At 74.3% G+C, this 14335-nt stretch carries 11 protein-coding genes; 3 read left to right on the top strand and 8 right to left on the bottom strand.

What is annotated here, in order from left to right:
* Positions 1 to 118 precede the first annotated feature (118 nt).
* Together ACH4ZA_RS17870 and ACH4ZA_RS17865 are read right to left on the bottom strand one after the other, a co-directional pair.
* Positions 119 to 847: an RDD family protein gene (locus tag ACH4ZA_RS17870; RefSeq protein ID WP_319276382.1), complete on the bottom strand. Its 729-nt coding sequence runs from the start codon at positions 845 to 847 to the stop codon at positions 119 to 121.
* Between the two features lie 91 nt (positions 848 to 938).
* Positions 939 to 2483, bottom strand: a complete 1545-nt coding sequence (locus tag ACH4ZA_RS17865; RefSeq protein ID WP_398430227.1) for an RDD family protein — start codon at positions 2481 to 2483, stop codon at positions 939 to 941.
* A gap of 307 nt (positions 2484 to 2790) precedes the next feature.
* Here ACH4ZA_RS17865 and ACH4ZA_RS17860 point away from each other — a divergent pair, with 307 nt between their 5' ends.
* Complete coding sequence (locus tag ACH4ZA_RS17860; RefSeq protein WP_319276380.1) at positions 2791 to 3267, top strand: SsgA family sporulation/cell division regulator; 477 nt, start codon at positions 2791 to 2793, stop codon at positions 3265 to 3267.
* A gap of 45 nt (positions 3268 to 3312) precedes the next feature.
* On the opposite strand, the gene ACH4ZA_RS17855 is transcribed toward ACH4ZA_RS17860, so the two are convergent.
* Complete coding sequence (locus ACH4ZA_RS17855) at positions 3313 to 4818, bottom strand: FAD-binding oxidoreductase (protein ID WP_398430226.1); 1506 nt, start codon at positions 4816 to 4818, stop codon at positions 3313 to 3315.
* A gap of 93 nt (positions 4819 to 4911) precedes the next feature.
* Here ACH4ZA_RS17855 and ACH4ZA_RS17850 point away from each other — a divergent pair, with 93 nt between their 5' ends.
* Positions 4912 to 6462: a tetratricopeptide repeat protein gene (locus ACH4ZA_RS17850; RefSeq protein ID WP_398430224.1), complete on the top strand. Its 1551-nt coding sequence runs from the start codon at positions 4912 to 4914 to the stop codon at positions 6460 to 6462.
* Positions 6463 to 6523: 61 nt separating this feature from the next.
* On the opposite strand, the gene hppD is transcribed toward ACH4ZA_RS17850, so the two are convergent.
* Positions 6524 to 7669 carry a 4-hydroxyphenylpyruvate dioxygenase gene (gene hppD / locus ACH4ZA_RS17845; RefSeq protein WP_319276377.1) on the bottom strand — a complete coding sequence of 382 codons (1146 nt, stop codon included), beginning with the start codon at positions 7667 to 7669 and terminating at the stop codon, positions 6524 to 6526.
* A 126-nt stretch (positions 7670 to 7795) separates the two neighbouring features.
* Between hppD and ACH4ZA_RS17840 the strand changes: the two genes are divergently transcribed.
* The gene (locus ACH4ZA_RS17840) at positions 7796 to 8317 is read left to right on the top strand and encodes an Lrp/AsnC family transcriptional regulator (RefSeq protein ID WP_319276376.1); all 522 of its coding nucleotides are present in this window, start codon (positions 7796 to 7798) and stop codon (positions 8315 to 8317) included.
* A 117-nt stretch (positions 8318 to 8434) separates the two neighbouring features.
* Here ACH4ZA_RS17840 and ACH4ZA_RS17835 read toward each other — a convergent pair whose 3' ends face one another.
* From ACH4ZA_RS17835 to ACH4ZA_RS17820, 4 genes are all read right to left on the bottom strand, one after another.
* Positions 8435 to 9226: a S16 family serine protease gene (locus tag ACH4ZA_RS17835; protein ID WP_319276375.1), complete on the bottom strand. Its 792-nt coding sequence runs from the start codon at positions 9224 to 9226 to the stop codon at positions 8435 to 8437.
* Between the two features lie 341 nt (positions 9227 to 9567).
* Complete coding sequence (locus tag ACH4ZA_RS17830; protein ID WP_057574434.1) at positions 9568 to 10218, bottom strand: IclR family transcriptional regulator; 651 nt, start codon at positions 10216 to 10218, stop codon at positions 9568 to 9570.
* Between the two features lie 499 nt (positions 10219 to 10717).
* Positions 10718 to 12514 (bottom strand): DEAD/DEAH box helicase, encoded by a 1797-nt coding sequence (locus ACH4ZA_RS17825; protein ID WP_319276374.1) that lies wholly within the window; start codon positions 12512 to 12514, stop codon positions 10718 to 10720.
* A gap of 336 nt (positions 12515 to 12850) precedes the next feature.
* The gene (locus tag ACH4ZA_RS17820; RefSeq protein ID WP_398430222.1) at positions 12851 to 14308 is read right to left on the bottom strand and encodes an MFS transporter; all 1458 of its coding nucleotides are present in this window, start codon (positions 14306 to 14308) and stop codon (positions 12851 to 12853) included.
* Positions 14309 to 14335 lie beyond the last annotated feature (27 nt).

Raw genomic sequence — 14335 nt, 5'->3', positions numbered from 1 at the left:
CCCCGCCCGGCCCGCCCCCCCTCCCCCCACCCGCCCCCGCCCGCCCGCTCGGGGGCGCGCCGCCCCACCGTACGGCCCGCCCCCGACCCCGCCCCCCCCGCCGCCGCCGTACGGCGCGTCAACGGGTGGCGACCACCACCGTCTTGGCCGCCTTGTCGTGCAGGCCCTGCTTGTAGGGCTTGTCGAAGTAGCTCCAGCCGCCGCAGACCGCCGTCCACAGACAGGCGCAGCAGAACGCGAACGGAACCCACAGCACCAGGGCGCGCACCAGGGACGTCTGTGCGGAGGGCGTCGAGCCGTTGTCGAGGTTGGCCACCCGCATGCCGAGCCACCTCTTGCCCAGCGTCTGACCCGTACGGGCGATGAGGATCGTGTCGTACGCGACGTACAGGATCGCGGCGACGAGCTCCCGCCCGAAGGTCTTGCCGAACTCGATCCGGTCCGCGTCCACGGTGTACTGCGCCACCCCGAACGCCCATGCCAGCAGCGACACCACCACGAAGACGAGGATCATGTCGATGATCCGGGCCAGTGTGCGCCTGCCGCTGTCGGCGAGCGGCGGCATCCCGGCGAGAGGGTCCGCCGGGTAACCGCCGTAAGGGTCGCCCCCGCCGCCGCCGTAGGGATCACCGCCGTAGGGGCCGCCTCCCCGAGGACCGCCTCCGTAGGGTCCTCCGCCGCCCGGCCCGCCCCCGTACGGGTCCTGCGGGGCGTCGTACGGCGAGCCCCGCCCCTGGCCGAACGGGGGCGGCCCCTCGTCGGGCGGTGGCTGCGGCGGCCGCTTCCAGAGCGGGTCGTCCTCCGGCGGCTCGCCACCGCCGGATCCGGGAGGCGGTTCGTTGGTCATGCCCCCGAGTCGACCGCGAACCCCCCGGCTCCGCACCCGGCGAGCGGCCGTCCGGGGTACGCCCGCCGGGCCGGGCCGGCCGGGGCCCCGGTCAGCCGGCGACGAACGTGTGCGCCGCCTTGTCGTGCCAGCACTGCCGCCACGGCCGGTCGAACAGGCCCCACAGGACGCCCACCACTCCGACGGCCAGCAGACCGGGCACGCTGTAGACCAGCCAGCGGCTCAGGGCCGCCCCGTAGGACGGGGGTTCGCCGCCCTCGATGTCGCGCACCTGGAGCCCCAGCAGCTTCTTGCCCAGCGTGCGGCCCCACCTGGCGGTCGGCAGCGCCTCGTAGAGGATCCCGAAGACCAGCAGGACGGCGAGGACGATCCCCAGGTACACCGCCGTCGTGCCGTCCAGCAGCCAGACCGTGACGGTCTCTCCGCTCAGCTTGGCCGCGTCGATCTTCTCGTCGACGTGGTCGAGGGCCCGCACGCCGAGCGGCAGGGCGGCTCCGGCGGTGACGGCCCCGAGGACGAGCGTGTCCACGAGGCGGGCGGCCAGCCGCTTGCCCAGGCCCGCGGGACGCGCCTCGGCCTGACGCCGGGCGGCCGCCTGGAAGACATCGTCGACCGGCGGCTTCCAGGGCGTGACGGGTCCGTCCTCGGCTCCGGTGAGCCGGTGCACCTGCTGCGCCCAGGAGGGCTGGCCGCCCCCGGCCCCCGCGGCCATGGGGGCGGATGCGGCGGGGGCCGCGGCCGGCCGTGACTGAACGGCGCCCGGGCCGCCTGGGCCGGTGCTCTGGTGGGGCACGCCCGGAGCAGGCTGACCGGGCTGGGCGGGCTGACCGGGCTGAGGGAACTGCTGAGGCGCGGACGGCGGCGCGGAGGCGGACGCGGGCGCGGGCGCCTGTGCGACGGACGGCCCGGCGGACTGGGCAGCGGAGGGCGCCGAGGGCGCGGGCGGGAACCCGTGGCCCTGCGGGCCGGGAGCCGCCGCGGCCTGCGCGGGACCCTGCGGGGACGGGATCCGCGCGGGCCCCTGCGGAGCCGGGGCGCCCGGTCCCGGCGCGGCCGCCCGGTCGGCCGCCGCCTTGCCGGCTCCGAACCCGGGGGGCGCGGCCGGGGTGCCGTCGCCCGCGGTCGGCCGGCGGAAGACGAACGTGCCCCCGGAGACCACGTCCCCGGCGGCCGCGCCCGCCTCCGGCTCGGCGGGCGGGATCGTCGTCATGCCGTCGGTGCTCGTCGAGGCGCCGTCGGGCTGGACCTGGGCGGGCGAGGGCCTTCTCGGGTCGGCGGCCGGCGGAGCGCCCCAGGAGACCCGGCGGTCCTGGTCGCCGCCGAAGCCGGACTGGTGGGAACGGTCCGCGCCCCACGCCGCGGCCGGTTCGGGACGGCCGCTGTACGGGTTCACCGGGGCGGGACCGTCGGGCTGGGGGTCCTCGTCGAAGAAGTGCGGGCCGGTCTCCTCCACCGGGGCGGCGGGCGAGCCGCCGGACGGGGCGGTGAGCGGTCGGCCGTCGGACGGGGCCGGCCGGCTGGTGCCCGGCACCCAGGCGGAACCGTTCCAGTACCGGACGTATCCAGGGATGGACGGGTCCGGGTAATACCCCTCGCGGGGCCTGTCGTCGCCGGGTGCCGGGGTTGGGGCGCTCATGTCCGTCGTCCCGTATCTGCTCGGGGGTGGGATGGGGGGCTCCACATCTATCAGACGGACGCAAGCCCCACCGCCAGTCCTGGCGGACCCGCCCCTTTCCGGGCAACCCCGTGCACGCTCTTCACACGTTCGGAACCGTCCGCAGCGGACTCGGAGGGTCCGCACCGGGCCGGTGCCGGAAGTCCGCCGAAAAAATTTCCGCAGACCCGCGTAATGGATGCGGCGCCGGCGGCTCTCCACTCGTACGAGCCCGCACACGGGCCCGCCCACGGGCCGCGAACGGGCCCGTCGACGAGAGGAGAACGACATGCAGCACACCGTGGTGGAGCGCGAGCTGGAGCTCAGACTGATCCTGTCGCCGGAGCGCGCCGTCCCGGTGCCGGCCCGGCTCGGCTACCGCACCGACGACCCGTTCGCCGTCCACGTGACCTTCCACATCAACTCCGCGCACCCGGTGGGCTGGACGTTCGCCCGCGAACTGCTGGTGGAGGGGGTGTTCCGGCCGTGCGGGTACGGGGACGTACGGGTGTGGCCGACGAAGTCGGAGGGGCGCAGCGTGGTGCTGATGGCGCTGAGCTCGCCCGACGGGGACGCCCTGCTCGAAGCGCCGGCGGCCCAGGTCTCGGCCTGGCTGGAGCGGACCCTGCGGGCGGTGCCCCCGGGCGCCGAGGGCGACCGGCTCGGCATCGACGACGCGCTGGCCGAGCTGCTCGCCCCGACGCCCGCGGACGACCTGTGGCTGTGCGACCCGTGGCCGTCGGACGAGTCCCGGGACGGCGAGTGAGCCGCCGGGGCGGAGGCCGGGCGGCTCACGAGGGCGTGCCCGGTCTCAGAACAGCTTGCCCGGGTTGAGGATGCCCAGCGGGTCGAAGGCGGCTTTGACGGCGCGCTGCATCTCGACGCCCACCGGGCCGATCTCGCGGGCCAGCCACTCCTTCTTCAGCACGCCGACGCCGTGCTCGCCGGTGATGGTGCCGCCGAGTTCCAGGCCGAGGCCCATGATCTCGTCGAAGGACGCGCGGGCGCGCCGGCACTCGTCGGGGTCCGCCGCGTCGAAGCAGACCGTGGGGTGGGTGTTGCCGTCTCCGGCGTGGGCGACGACCCCGATGGTCAGTCCGTGTGCGTGGGCGATGCGTTCAACGCCCTCGATCATCTCGGCGAGCCGGGAGCGCGGCACGCACACGTCGTCGATCATCGTCGTGCCCTTGACGGCCTCCAGCGCGACGAGCGACGACCGCCGTGCCTGGAGCAGGAGTTCGGACTCGGCAGCGTCGTCGGCGGGGACCACCCGGGTGGCGCCGGCCGCCTCGCACAGCGCGCCGACGACGGCGAGGTCCGCGGCCGGGTCGGGGGTGTCGAAGGCCGCGAGCAGCAGGGCCTCGGTGGACTCCGGCAGGCCCATGCGGGTCAGGGCGTTGACGGCCCTGACGGTCGTGCGGTCCATCAGTTCGAGGAGGGACGGCACGTGTCCGCCCGCCATGATCCGGCACACCGCGTCGCAGGCGGAGGAGGACGAGGCGAACTCGGCCGCCAGCACCAACTGCTGCGGCGGCCGCGGCTTCAGGGCGAGGACGGCCCGCACGACGACGCCCAGCGAGCCCTCGGAGCCGACGAACAGGCGGGTGAGGTCGTACCCGGCGACGCCCTTCGCGGTGCGGCGGCCGGTGGACATCAGCCGTCCGTCGGCGAGCACCACGTCGAGTCCGAGGACGTACTCGGCCGTCACCCCGTACTTCACGCAGCACAGTCCGCCCGAGGCGGTGCCGATGTTGCCGCCGATCGTGCACGTCTCCCAGCTCGACGGGTCGGGCGGGTAGTACAGGCCGTGCTCGCCCACGGCACGCGAGAGGGCCGCGTTGACGACGCCGGGTTCGACGACGGCGATCCGGTCGACCGGGTTGATCTCGAGGATGCGGTCCATCCGGGTCAGGGACAGGACGATGCAGCCGTCGGAGGCGTTGGCGGCTCCGGACAGACCGGTGCGGGCGCCCTGCGGGACGACCGGGACGCGCAGCTCGCTCGCCGTGCGCAGGACGTGCTGCACCTCTTCCGCGGTGCGCGGCAGCACGACGACGGCCGGGACGCCGGACGGGCAGAAGCTCGCCATGTCGTTGGCGTAGGAGGCCGTGACGTCGGGGTCGGTGAGGACGGACCCGTCCGGCAGGCCGGCGCGCAGCCGGTCCAGCAGGCCGCCGGCCGCCGCGATGCCGTGCGCCGCCGCCGTGTCGTGCGGCGGCGCGGTTTCGTCGGTCGTCGTGGTTTCGTCGGTGGCCGCGGTCTCGTCGGTCGCCGCGGTGTCTTCTTCGGCTGGTGCTTCCCAACGGCTCATGATCACAGGCTCGCACTCCGGGGCCATCGGTGTGAACCCCCGTCCGGGGACCCTCCGGCTGACGTCGCACGGTCGTCGTACTGACGCACAGTGAGCGCCATGGAGAACGAGGAGCGCGCCGCCGAAGAGCGCACCGCCCCCGACGGGACTCCTGCGGAGGCGCTCGCGGCAGCCGCCGGGGAACCCGCCGCGCAGGCCGTCGACGAAGCCGCCGCAGGAGCCGCGGAGGAGGGTTCCGGGGAGGGCGAGGAAGCCTCCGCCGTGCGCCGGCGACGGCGCCGGCGTCTGGTCGTCGGCTCGCTCGCGGGGTGTCTGGTGCTGGGAGGCGGGGTGCTGGTGTGTCTGCCCGGCGAGGGGCCGTCGGGACACGGCGCGCCGGTGGCGGCTCCGGGTGCCCAGGCGGGATCGGCGGTGCGGGCGGGGGTGGCGGCCGCGCTGCCCGAACTGGCGGCACTGATCGAGGAACGGGAGCGGGCGGTGCGGGAGCGTCCCGGGGACGCCCGGTCCTGGGCGGTGCTCGGCACGGCGTACCTCGAGCAGGGCCGGCGCACCGCCGAGGTCGCCGTCCTGTACCCGAAGGCCGAGCGGGCGTTGCGGGCCTCGCTCAAGGCCCGCCCCCGGGGCAACGCGGACGCCCTCGGCGGTCTCGCCGCGCTGGCCAACGCCCGCCGGGACTTCCCCGCGGCACTGCGCTGGGGCGAGGCCGCGCGCAAGGAGGCGCCGAAGCGCTGGACGACGTATCCGCAGCTCATCGACGCGTACACCGGCATGGGGGACTACAAGAAGGCCCTGAAGGCCCTGGACGCGATGACGGCGCTGCACTCCGGTCCTGCCGTGCGGGGACGGGCGGCGGGCGTCTACTGGGACCGGGGCCGGCGTGAGGACGCGCAGGCCGCGCTGGCGGACGCGGCGGTCGGCGCCGTCTCCCCCGCCGAGCAGGCGGCGTGGCTGGAGCGGGCCGGGCAGCTCGCCTGGGAGCGCGGTGAGCCGCAGGACGCGCTGCGGCACTTCCAGGAGGCGGTCCGGCTCGACCCGGACCAGCGGGCGGCGCAGGCCGGTCAGGGCAGGGCGCTGGCGGCGCTGGGGCGGACGACGGAGGCGCTGAGCGCGTACCGGGTGGCGCTGGAACGGCAGCCGCTGCCGCAGTACGCGCTGGAGCTGGGCGAGCTGTACGAGTCGCTGGGGCTGGCCCAGGCGGCGCGGGTGCAGTACGACCGGCTGCGGGCACTGGTCCGGCAGGAGTCGGCCGGCGGCGTCGACGGGGAGCTGACGCTCGGCCGGTTCGAGGCGGACCACGGGGACCCGGCGTCGGCGGTGCGGCGACTGCGGGCCGAGTGGCGGCGGCAGCCGGGCGTCGCCGTCGCGGACGCGCTGGGCTGGGCGCTGCACCGGGCCGGGGACGACGAGGCGGCGCTGAGGTTCGCCTCGATCGCCACCGACCGGGTGCACGGGGGCGCGGTGTACAGCGCGCCGTACGTGCACCACCTGGCGGTGATCGAACGGGCGCTGGGGAAGGACGGCCCCGCGCGACGCCATCTTCAGGAGGCGCTGCGGATCAACCCGAACTTCTCGCCCCTGTTCGGCCCGGCGGCCCGGGCCGCCCTCGCCGGCCTCGGCGAGGAGCCGCCCCCGGCCGAACTGCCCGACTAGCGCCGCGGCCGGAATCGGCGCGCGTGCGCGGTGTGGCGCGACCCGACGGTCGGCCCGCCGGTCACAGGTTGCCGCGCTTGTCCTGCTCCCGTTCGATCGCCTCGAAGAGGGCCTTGAAGTTGCCCTTGCCGAATCCCATCGAGCCGTGGCGTTCGATGATCTCGAAGAACACGGTCGGCTTGTCCTGGACCGGCTTGGTGAAGATCTGCAGCAGGTAGCCGTCCTCGTCGCGGTCGGCGAGGATCTTCAGCTCGCGCAGGGTGTCGACGGGGACGCGGGTGTCGCCGACCCACTCGCCGAGGGTGTCGTAGTAGGAGTCGGGGGTGTCGAGGAACCGCACCCCGGCCGCGCGCATCGTGCGGACGGTCTGCACGATGTCGTTGGTGTTGAGCGCGATGTGCTGGACGCCGGCGCCGCCGTAGAACTCGAGGTACTCGTCGATCTGGGACTTCTTCTTGGCGACGGCGGGCTCGTTGATCGGGAACTTGACCTTGAGCGTGCCGTCGGCCACCACCTTCGACATCAGCGCGCTGTACTCGGTGGCGATGTCGTCGCCCACGAACTCCTTCATGTTCGTGAAGCCCATGACCGTGTTGTAGAAGCCGACCCACTCGTTCATCCGGCCGAGCTCGACGTTGCCGACGCAGTGGTCGATGGCCTGGAAGGTGCGCTGGGCGGGGGGCTCGACGATCGGGTCGGCGCTCACGTAGCCGGGGAGGTAGGGGCCGTCGTAGCCGGAGCGGTCGACGAGGGTGTGCCGGGTCTCGCCGTAGGTGGCGATCGCGGCGAGGACGACCGTGCCGTGCTCGTCCTTGAGCTCGTAGGGCTCGGCGACGGAGCGGGCGCCGTGCTCGATGGCGTAGGCGTAGGCGGCGCGGGCGTCCGGGACCTCGATGGCGAGGTCGACGACGCCGTCGCCGTGCTCGGCCACATGCCGCTCCAGGAATCCGCCCCAGGCGGTGGCGGCCTTGACGACCGAGGTGAGGACGAAGCGGGCCGAGCCGTTGGTGAGCACGTACGAGGCGGTCTCGCGGTTACCGGTCTCGGGTCCGCAGTAGGCGACCAGTTTCATGCCGAAGGCGGTGGAGTAGTAGTGCGCCGCCTGTTTGGCGTTGCCCACGGCGAAGACGACCGCGTCCATTCCCTTGACCGGGAAGGGGTCTGCCTGCCGCGCGGTGTCGGGAGTGAGGTGTGTGGTCTGGGTCATAACGAAAGCCTCGCGCCAGCACTGCAAGATGCGCAATAGTTCGCGTATCGCCTGGGCAACCTGTACAGCTGCTCGGCGGTTTCGGCGGGCTTTCTGTACAGGGTGACCATCGTGGAGGCGGACGCCATGGGGATCGATCGTCTGGACGGCCGGATCATCGTGCTGCTGGCACGGGAGCCGCGGCTGGGGGTGCTGGAGATGTCCCGGCGGCTGGGCGTGGCCCGCGGGACGGTGCAGGCACGTCTCGACCGGCTGCAGGCGAACGGCGTCATCCGGGGATTCGGTCCCGAGGTCGATCCGGCGGCCCTCGGCTACCCGGTCACCGCGTTCGCCACACTGCAGATCCGACAGGGCCAGGGGGCCGACGTCCGGGCCCACCTGGGTTCGGTGCCCGAGGTGCTGGAGCTGCACACCACCACCGGCGGCGGGGACATGCTGTGCCGGCTGGTGGCCCGCTCCAACGCCGATCTCCAGCGGGTGATCGACCGGGTCGTCGGCTTCGACGGCATCGTCCGGGCCTCCACCGCGATCGTGATGGAGAACCCCGTCCCGCTGCGGGTCATCCCACTCGTGGAACAGGCGGCGGAGCAGGCCGCGGAGCAGGCCGCACGACGGCCCGGAGAGGACGCGGTCGACAGAGGGCGGTGAGGCCGGGCGGGGCCGGGGGCTGGCGGCAGAGCCAAGGGGGCGGGGGCCGGGCAGGGTCGGGGGGAGCGGAGGCCGGGCGGACGGCCGACCGGAGGAGGGCCGTGCGGTGGCCGGCGCTCAGCAGCTGGGGACCGGGCCCCTGCCCTTCTCCAGCGCGACGAGCGCGTTCACCGCGCCCTTGAGCGTGGTGACCGGGACCAGCCGAAGCCCCTTGGGCAGCTCTGACTTCGCGTCGGAGCACTCCTCCTTGGGGACGAGGAACACGGTCGCGCCGTCCCGCCGGGCGGCCTGCGTCTTCAGGGCCACCCCGCCGACCGCGCCGACCTTGCCGCCGGCGTCGATGGTGCCCGTGCCGGCGATCGTGCGGCCTCCCGTGAGGTCGCCGCCGGAGCCGTCGCCGTCGAGCTTGTCGACGATTCCGAGCGAGAACAGCAGCCCGGCGCTGGGGCCGCCCACGTCGGCCAGTTTCAGCGTGACGTCGACGTCGTCCTCGCCCAGCTTCAGATAGGCCAGCGCCGCCTGGGTCGCCGCGTCCTGGGAGTCCTGCATCTGCTCGGTGTTGTGCCGCTCGATCTCCTTGGTGCTCTCCCCGCTGGGGTACACCGCGTCGCGCGGCATGATCGCCTGGTCGGTGCGGAACCAGCCGTCGAGCACATCACCGAGCGTGACGCGCGCGTCGGGGCCGGTCGCCTCGATCGTCGTCATGCGCAGCTGTCCGCTGGTGTCCCGCACGGGCGCGCCGGAGATCGTGATCACCGGGGTGCCCTTGTTGTCGCCGAGGACGTTCGCCGTCATCCCCGGCTGCGCCACCGAGAACGGCAGTGGCGCGAACGCGGCCGTGGCGAGCAGCACCACGAGGGGCAGGGCGCAGACGGCGAGAGCCCGGGGGCGTGAGAGGCGAGAGAGCACGGAGTCAATCTAACGTGACGAGGCGCCGGGACTCGCGGCTGGACGACGCCCCCGCTGGAGACGACCGTGCTCGAGACGACCGTGCCTGCGGTGCCCATGCCCGTGCCCCCGACTGCCCTCGCGCTCGCCACCCGCACTCCGCCCGCGCGACCGGCGTGCGTGCGGGGCGAGCGGAGCGCGTGTGGGAAGACCGCAGTGCGGGCGGCACGGCCCGGACGCGGGTGGCACGGCCCGGACGCAGGTGGCCAAGTGGCCGGGTGGCCGGGTGGCCGGGTGGCCGGGTGGCCGGGTGGCCGGGTGGCCGGGTGGCCGGGTGGCCGGGTGGCGCGATGCGGCCCAGGTCAGCGCAGCGCCTCCGCCACTTCGCGAGCCGCGTCCACGACGCGCGGGCCGACCCGCTCCGGCACGGCGTCGGCCAGCATCACCACGCCCACGCTGCCCTCGACGCCGGTCACGCCCAGCAGCGGGGCCGCCGCGCCGCTCGCGCCGGCCTCCAGCTCACCGTGCGTCAGCGTGTAGCCGGGCTCGTCCGCGTGACGTGCCGTCTTCTGCCGGGCGGAGAGGATCGCCCGGCCCGCCGCCCCCCGGTCCAGGGGATGCCGGAACCCCGCCCGGTACGCCACGTGGTAATCCGTCCAGGTCGGCTCGACGACGGCGACGGCGAGCGCCTCCGTCCCGTCCACCAACGTCAGATGCGCGGTCGCGCCTATGTCCTCGGCCAGCGAGCGCAGCGCGGGCAGCGCGGCCTCCCGCACCAGCGGATGCACCTGGCGGCCGAGCCGCAGCACGCCGAGGCCGACCCGGGCTCGTCCGCCCAGGTCACGCCGTACCAGCGCGTGCTGCTCCAGTGTGGCGAGCAACCGGTACACGACGGTCCGGTTGACGCCCAGTTTGTTGGAAAGCTCGGTGACGGTCAGCCCGTGGTCGGTGTCGGCCAGCAGCTTGAGGACTTTCAGTCCCCGGTCGAGCGTCTGAGAGGTCTCCGCGGTCACGACGCCCACTCCTTAAGTGGTGAGGTCGGCTGCCTCCGTCGCGGCGGGGGCGTCACCGAGTCCCGTCAGTGACGCGCCACAGAGGCCTCCGATCGACAGACGGCCCCGGCGTGTCCGGGCCCGGTCGCTTCACGGCTGCGCTCCGCGGCGGCGCTGCCACGGGGCGTGTGCGTAGCGGGACAGTAGCGAAGCCGGTTCGCTGAGCGGAAGGCTCCGTCCAGAATCCGGTCAAGGACCGGTGGGGACTACCTGCATTTATCCCGGTACGTACGGAGCGCGGCGGCGGCGCATGCGCCCCGCGGGACCGACGGGGCCAGTGAGGCGCAAGGGGTCGCAGGGAACCGCGAGGACGCGCCACGGGGTCTCCGCGGGCCCGGCGCGACGCGCTTCGTCGGGGTCGACGCGGCGGCGCCCCCGCGGCCGGGATCCACCCCGCCCGGTCGCCCACCCCCGGTCGCCCACTCCCGGTCACCCGTTCCCGGGCTTCGGCGACCGGGACTCACTTCATCCGGGTCGCCCACTCCTGCACCTTGGCGATGCGCTGGCGCAGTTGTCCCGCGGTCGCCTCCGCGCTCGGCGGTCCGCCGCACACCCGCCGCAGTTCGGTGTGGATCACCCCGTGCGGCTTGCCGCTCTGGTGCACGTACGCGGCCACCATCGTGTTGAGCTGCTTGCGCAGCTCCATCATCTCCTTGTGCGAGACGACCGGCCGACGCTCGGCGGGCAGCTCCAGCAGATCGGCCTCGGCGTCCGGCCGCTTCCTGCTGTGCGCGATCTGCTTGGCCTGCCGCTTCTGCAGCAGCAGTTGCACCTGGTCGGGCTCCAGCAGCCCCGGGATGCCGAGGTAGTCCTGCTCCTCCTCGCTGCCCGGGTGGGCCTGCATGCCGAACTCGGCCCCGTTGTACGTCACCCGGTCGAAGACGGCCTCGGACTCCAGCGCCTCGAAGGCGAACTGCTCCTGCTCGCCGGTGTCCTCGTCCTGCTCGCGGTTCGCCTCGTCCATCTCCTTCTCGGACTCGGCGTACGGATCCTCCTCGCCCTGCTTCTTGGGCTTGTCGAGGACGTGGTCGCGCTCGCGCTCCATCTCCCCCGCGAAACCGAGCAGGTCGGGCACGGTCGGCAGGAAGACCGACGCGGTCTCGCCGCGCCGCCGGGACCGCACGAAACGTCCCACGGCCTGGGCGAAGAACAGCGGGGTGGAGATGGTGGTGGCGTACACCCCGACCGCGAGCCGCGGCACGTCGACGCCCTCGGACACCATCCGCACGGCGACCATCCAGCGGTCCGTGCTGCCGCTGAAGTCGTCGATGCGACGGGACGCCCCGGTGTCGTCGGACAGGACGAGGGTCGCCTTCGAGCCGGTGATCTCCCGGATCAGCTTGGCGTAGGCGCGGGCGGAGTCCTGGTCGGAGGCGATGACGAGCGCACCGGCGTCCGGGATGGCCTTCCTGACCTCGGTGAGGCGCTGGTCGGCGGCGCGCAGCACGCTCGGCATCCACTCGCCGCGCGGGTCGAGGGCGGTGCGCCAGGCCTGGCTGATCGCGTCCTTCGTCATCGGCTCGCCGAGCCGGGCCGCGATCTCGTCGCCGGCCTTCGTCCGCCAGCGCATGTTGCCGCTGTAGGAGAGGAAGATGACGGGCCGCACGACGTGGTCGGCGAGCGCCGACCCGTACCCGTAGGTGTAGTCGGCGGCGGACCGCCGGATGCCGTCGTCGCCCTCCTCGTACGTCACGAACGGGATGGGGTTGGTGTCCGACCGGAACGGCGTGCCGGTGAGCGCGAGACGGCGGGTCGCCGGCTCGAACGCCTCGAGGCACGCCTCGCCCCACGACTTGCTGTCGCCCGCGTGGTGGATCTCGTCGAGGATGACGAGCGTCTTGCGCTGCTCGCTGCGGTTGCGGTGCAGCATCGGGCGCACGCCGACGCCCGCGTAGGTCACGGCGACGCCGTGGTAGTCCTTGCTGAGCGGGCCCGCGCTGTACTCGGGGTCGAGCCGGATGCCTATCCGGGACGCCGCCTCCGCCCACTGCTTCTTCAGGTGCTCGGTCGGCGCGACCACGGTGACCTGCTGCACGACGTGATGGTGCAGCAGCCAGGAGGCGAGGGTCAGCGCGAACGTCGTCTTGCCGGCGCCGGGGGTGGCGACGGCGAGGAAGTCGCGCGGCTGCTCCTGGATGTACTTCTCCATCGCCCCCTGCTGCCAGGCTCGCAGCTTGCCGGCGGTGCCCCAGGGGGCGCGGCCGGGGAAGGCGGGCGACAGGTGGTGGGAGGTGGAGGTGGCGGCGGTGGTAGTCACGGTCTCCGGTTCGGGGGGTCGGGCTGCTCGTTACTCGGCTACGTATGACAACCGGGCCACCCTACCGGCGGCCCGGATGTCAACGCGCCGACGAGGCCGCGTCGCCCGCCGGTGGGACCCAGCTCACAGCGGAGCGGCAACGGCGGCAACGGCGGCAACGGCGGCAACGGCGGCAACGGCGCGAGCATGTCGCCCTCGCCTCGCTCTGCCCTGCCCGTCGGCGTACCGGCCTTCCTGCTCGGCGTGACGTTCCTCGCCCGGACCCCGGCCCCGGTCACCGCCGGCCGGCGCCCCTTCCCTTCGGGGAGGCTCGCCACCCGTGGGCCGCCGGGCCGGTCACGCCGGCCGCTCGTGCAGTCGGGTCGCCACCCAGGCGCCCGCGAGTGCCACCGCGGCCATCGGCAGGAAGACGGCGGCGAAGGCGGCCGGGTGCGAGGAGCCGTCGGCGGTCGTGGCCGCGTGCGCGACACCGCCGCCGCCGAGCGCCGCGAAGGCCGCTCCCCCGGCGGCGAGCAGCAGCACGTTGGAGAGCCCGTCCGAGATCTGCAGGGCGGCGGAGTTGGCGCCGGCCTCCTCGGGCGCGGAGAGCTGCAGCAGCAGCACGCTGGTCGAGGAGATGACGAGGCCCATCCCGAAGCACCCGAAGCCCCAGGCGACGGCCACGGTCCACACCGGCACGGAAGCCACCAGCACGCTGGGCGCCGCGGCGACGGCGGCGGCCGCCAGCACCATCCCGAGCACGGTGAGGCGCTGCCGGTAGGGCTCCGACCCCGGCCGCGACTGCACCCACGAGCCCAGCGCCCAGGTCCCTCCGCCGGCCGCGAGCGAGAACCCGGCGAGGGTGGGGCTCAGTCCGCGCTGCGTGACGAGCATCAGCGGCACGAAGGACTCGGCGGCGATGAACGACCCGGCGGCCAGGCCGCGCAGCAGCACGACCGAGGGCAGCCCGCGCGCCGCACGCCAGGTGCCGCGCGGCAGCAGTCCGAGCGCGGCGGGGACGAGCAGCGCGCACCCCGCGACGGCGGGCGCCGCGGAGAGCGGCCGCAGATCCTGCGCGGCGTACTGCAGGAGTCCGGCCCCGAGGGAGACGGCGAGCGCGAGGCGGATCCGCCGTCGGTCGAAGGCCGCGACCGCCGTGCCCGCCACGGGACCCCCCGCGCGCCGCCGTATCTGGGGCAGGGCCAGCGCGAGCGGAAGCACGACGAGGGCCGGTATCCCGAGGAAGACCCAGCGCCATCCCAGCCGTTCGGTCACCGCGCCGGCGGCCAGCGGCCCCACCACCGACGGCACGACCCAGCACGCGGCGAACGCGGCCATGATCGCGGGCCGCAGCCGCTCCGGATAGGCCCGTCCGACGACGACGTACAGCGCGACGATCACCAGGCCGCCCCCGAGCCCCTGCACGGCCCGCCCGAGGACGAACACCCACATGGTCCCGGCGCTGCCGGAGAGCACGAGGCCCGCCGCGAAGGCCGCGATCCCGCCCGCGAGCGACCCGAGCGGGCCTCTGCGGTCCGACAACTGCCCGGCGAGCACCATCCCGAACAGGCTCGTCGTGAAGTACCCCGAGAACGCGAACGCGTAGAGCGACACCCCGTCGAGCTCCCGCGCCGCCACAGGCATGGCCGTCCCGACGGCGGTCGCCTCGAAGGCGATGAGCAGCACGACGGAGACGATGCCGATGCTGAGGGCGCGATAGGGACGTCCGAGGACGGTCTCGTCGGGACCCGGTGACGTGCCGGGGTCCTCCGGGGCGTCGGCGACGACGGCGTCGCGTGGTTCGAGGGCTGCCATGCCCGCCAGCGTAAGGTGCGCAACCGC

The organism is Streptomyces sp. NPDC020597, assembly GCF_044335095.1.
Lineage (GTDB): Bacteria > Actinomycetota > Actinomycetes > Streptomycetales > Streptomycetaceae > Streptomyces.
The sequence above is the reverse complement of the archived record's forward strand: the minus strand, read 5'-3'. Positions and strand labels throughout refer to the sequence as shown.

Bases quoted from the DNA above. Each gene is read 5' to 3' on its own strand.
- ACH4ZA_RS17870 (WP_319276382.1), bottom strand. From the start codon at position 847: ATGACCAACGAACCGCCTCCCGGATCCGGCGGTGGCGAGCCGCCGGAG.
- ACH4ZA_RS17865 (WP_398430227.1), bottom strand. From the start codon at position 2,483: ATGAGCGCCCCAACCCCGGCACCCGGCGACGACAGGCCCCGCGAGGGG.
- ACH4ZA_RS17860 (WP_319276380.1), top strand. From the start codon at position 2,791: ATGCAGCACACCGTGGTGGAGCGCGAGCTGGAGCTCAGACTGATCCTG.
- ACH4ZA_RS17850 (WP_398430224.1), top strand. From the start codon at position 4,912: ATGGAGAACGAGGAGCGCGCCGCCGAAGAGCGCACCGCCCCCGACGGG.
- hppD (WP_319276377.1), bottom strand. From the start codon at position 7,669: ATGACCCAGACCACACACCTCACTCCCGACACCGCGCGGCAGGCAGAC.
- ACH4ZA_RS17840 (WP_319276376.1), top strand. From the start codon at position 7,796: ATGGGGATCGATCGTCTGGACGGCCGGATCATCGTGCTGCTGGCACGG.
- ACH4ZA_RS17820 (WP_398430222.1), bottom strand. From the start codon at position 14,308: ATGGCAGCCCTCGAACCACGCGACGCCGTCGTCGCCGACGCCCCGGAG.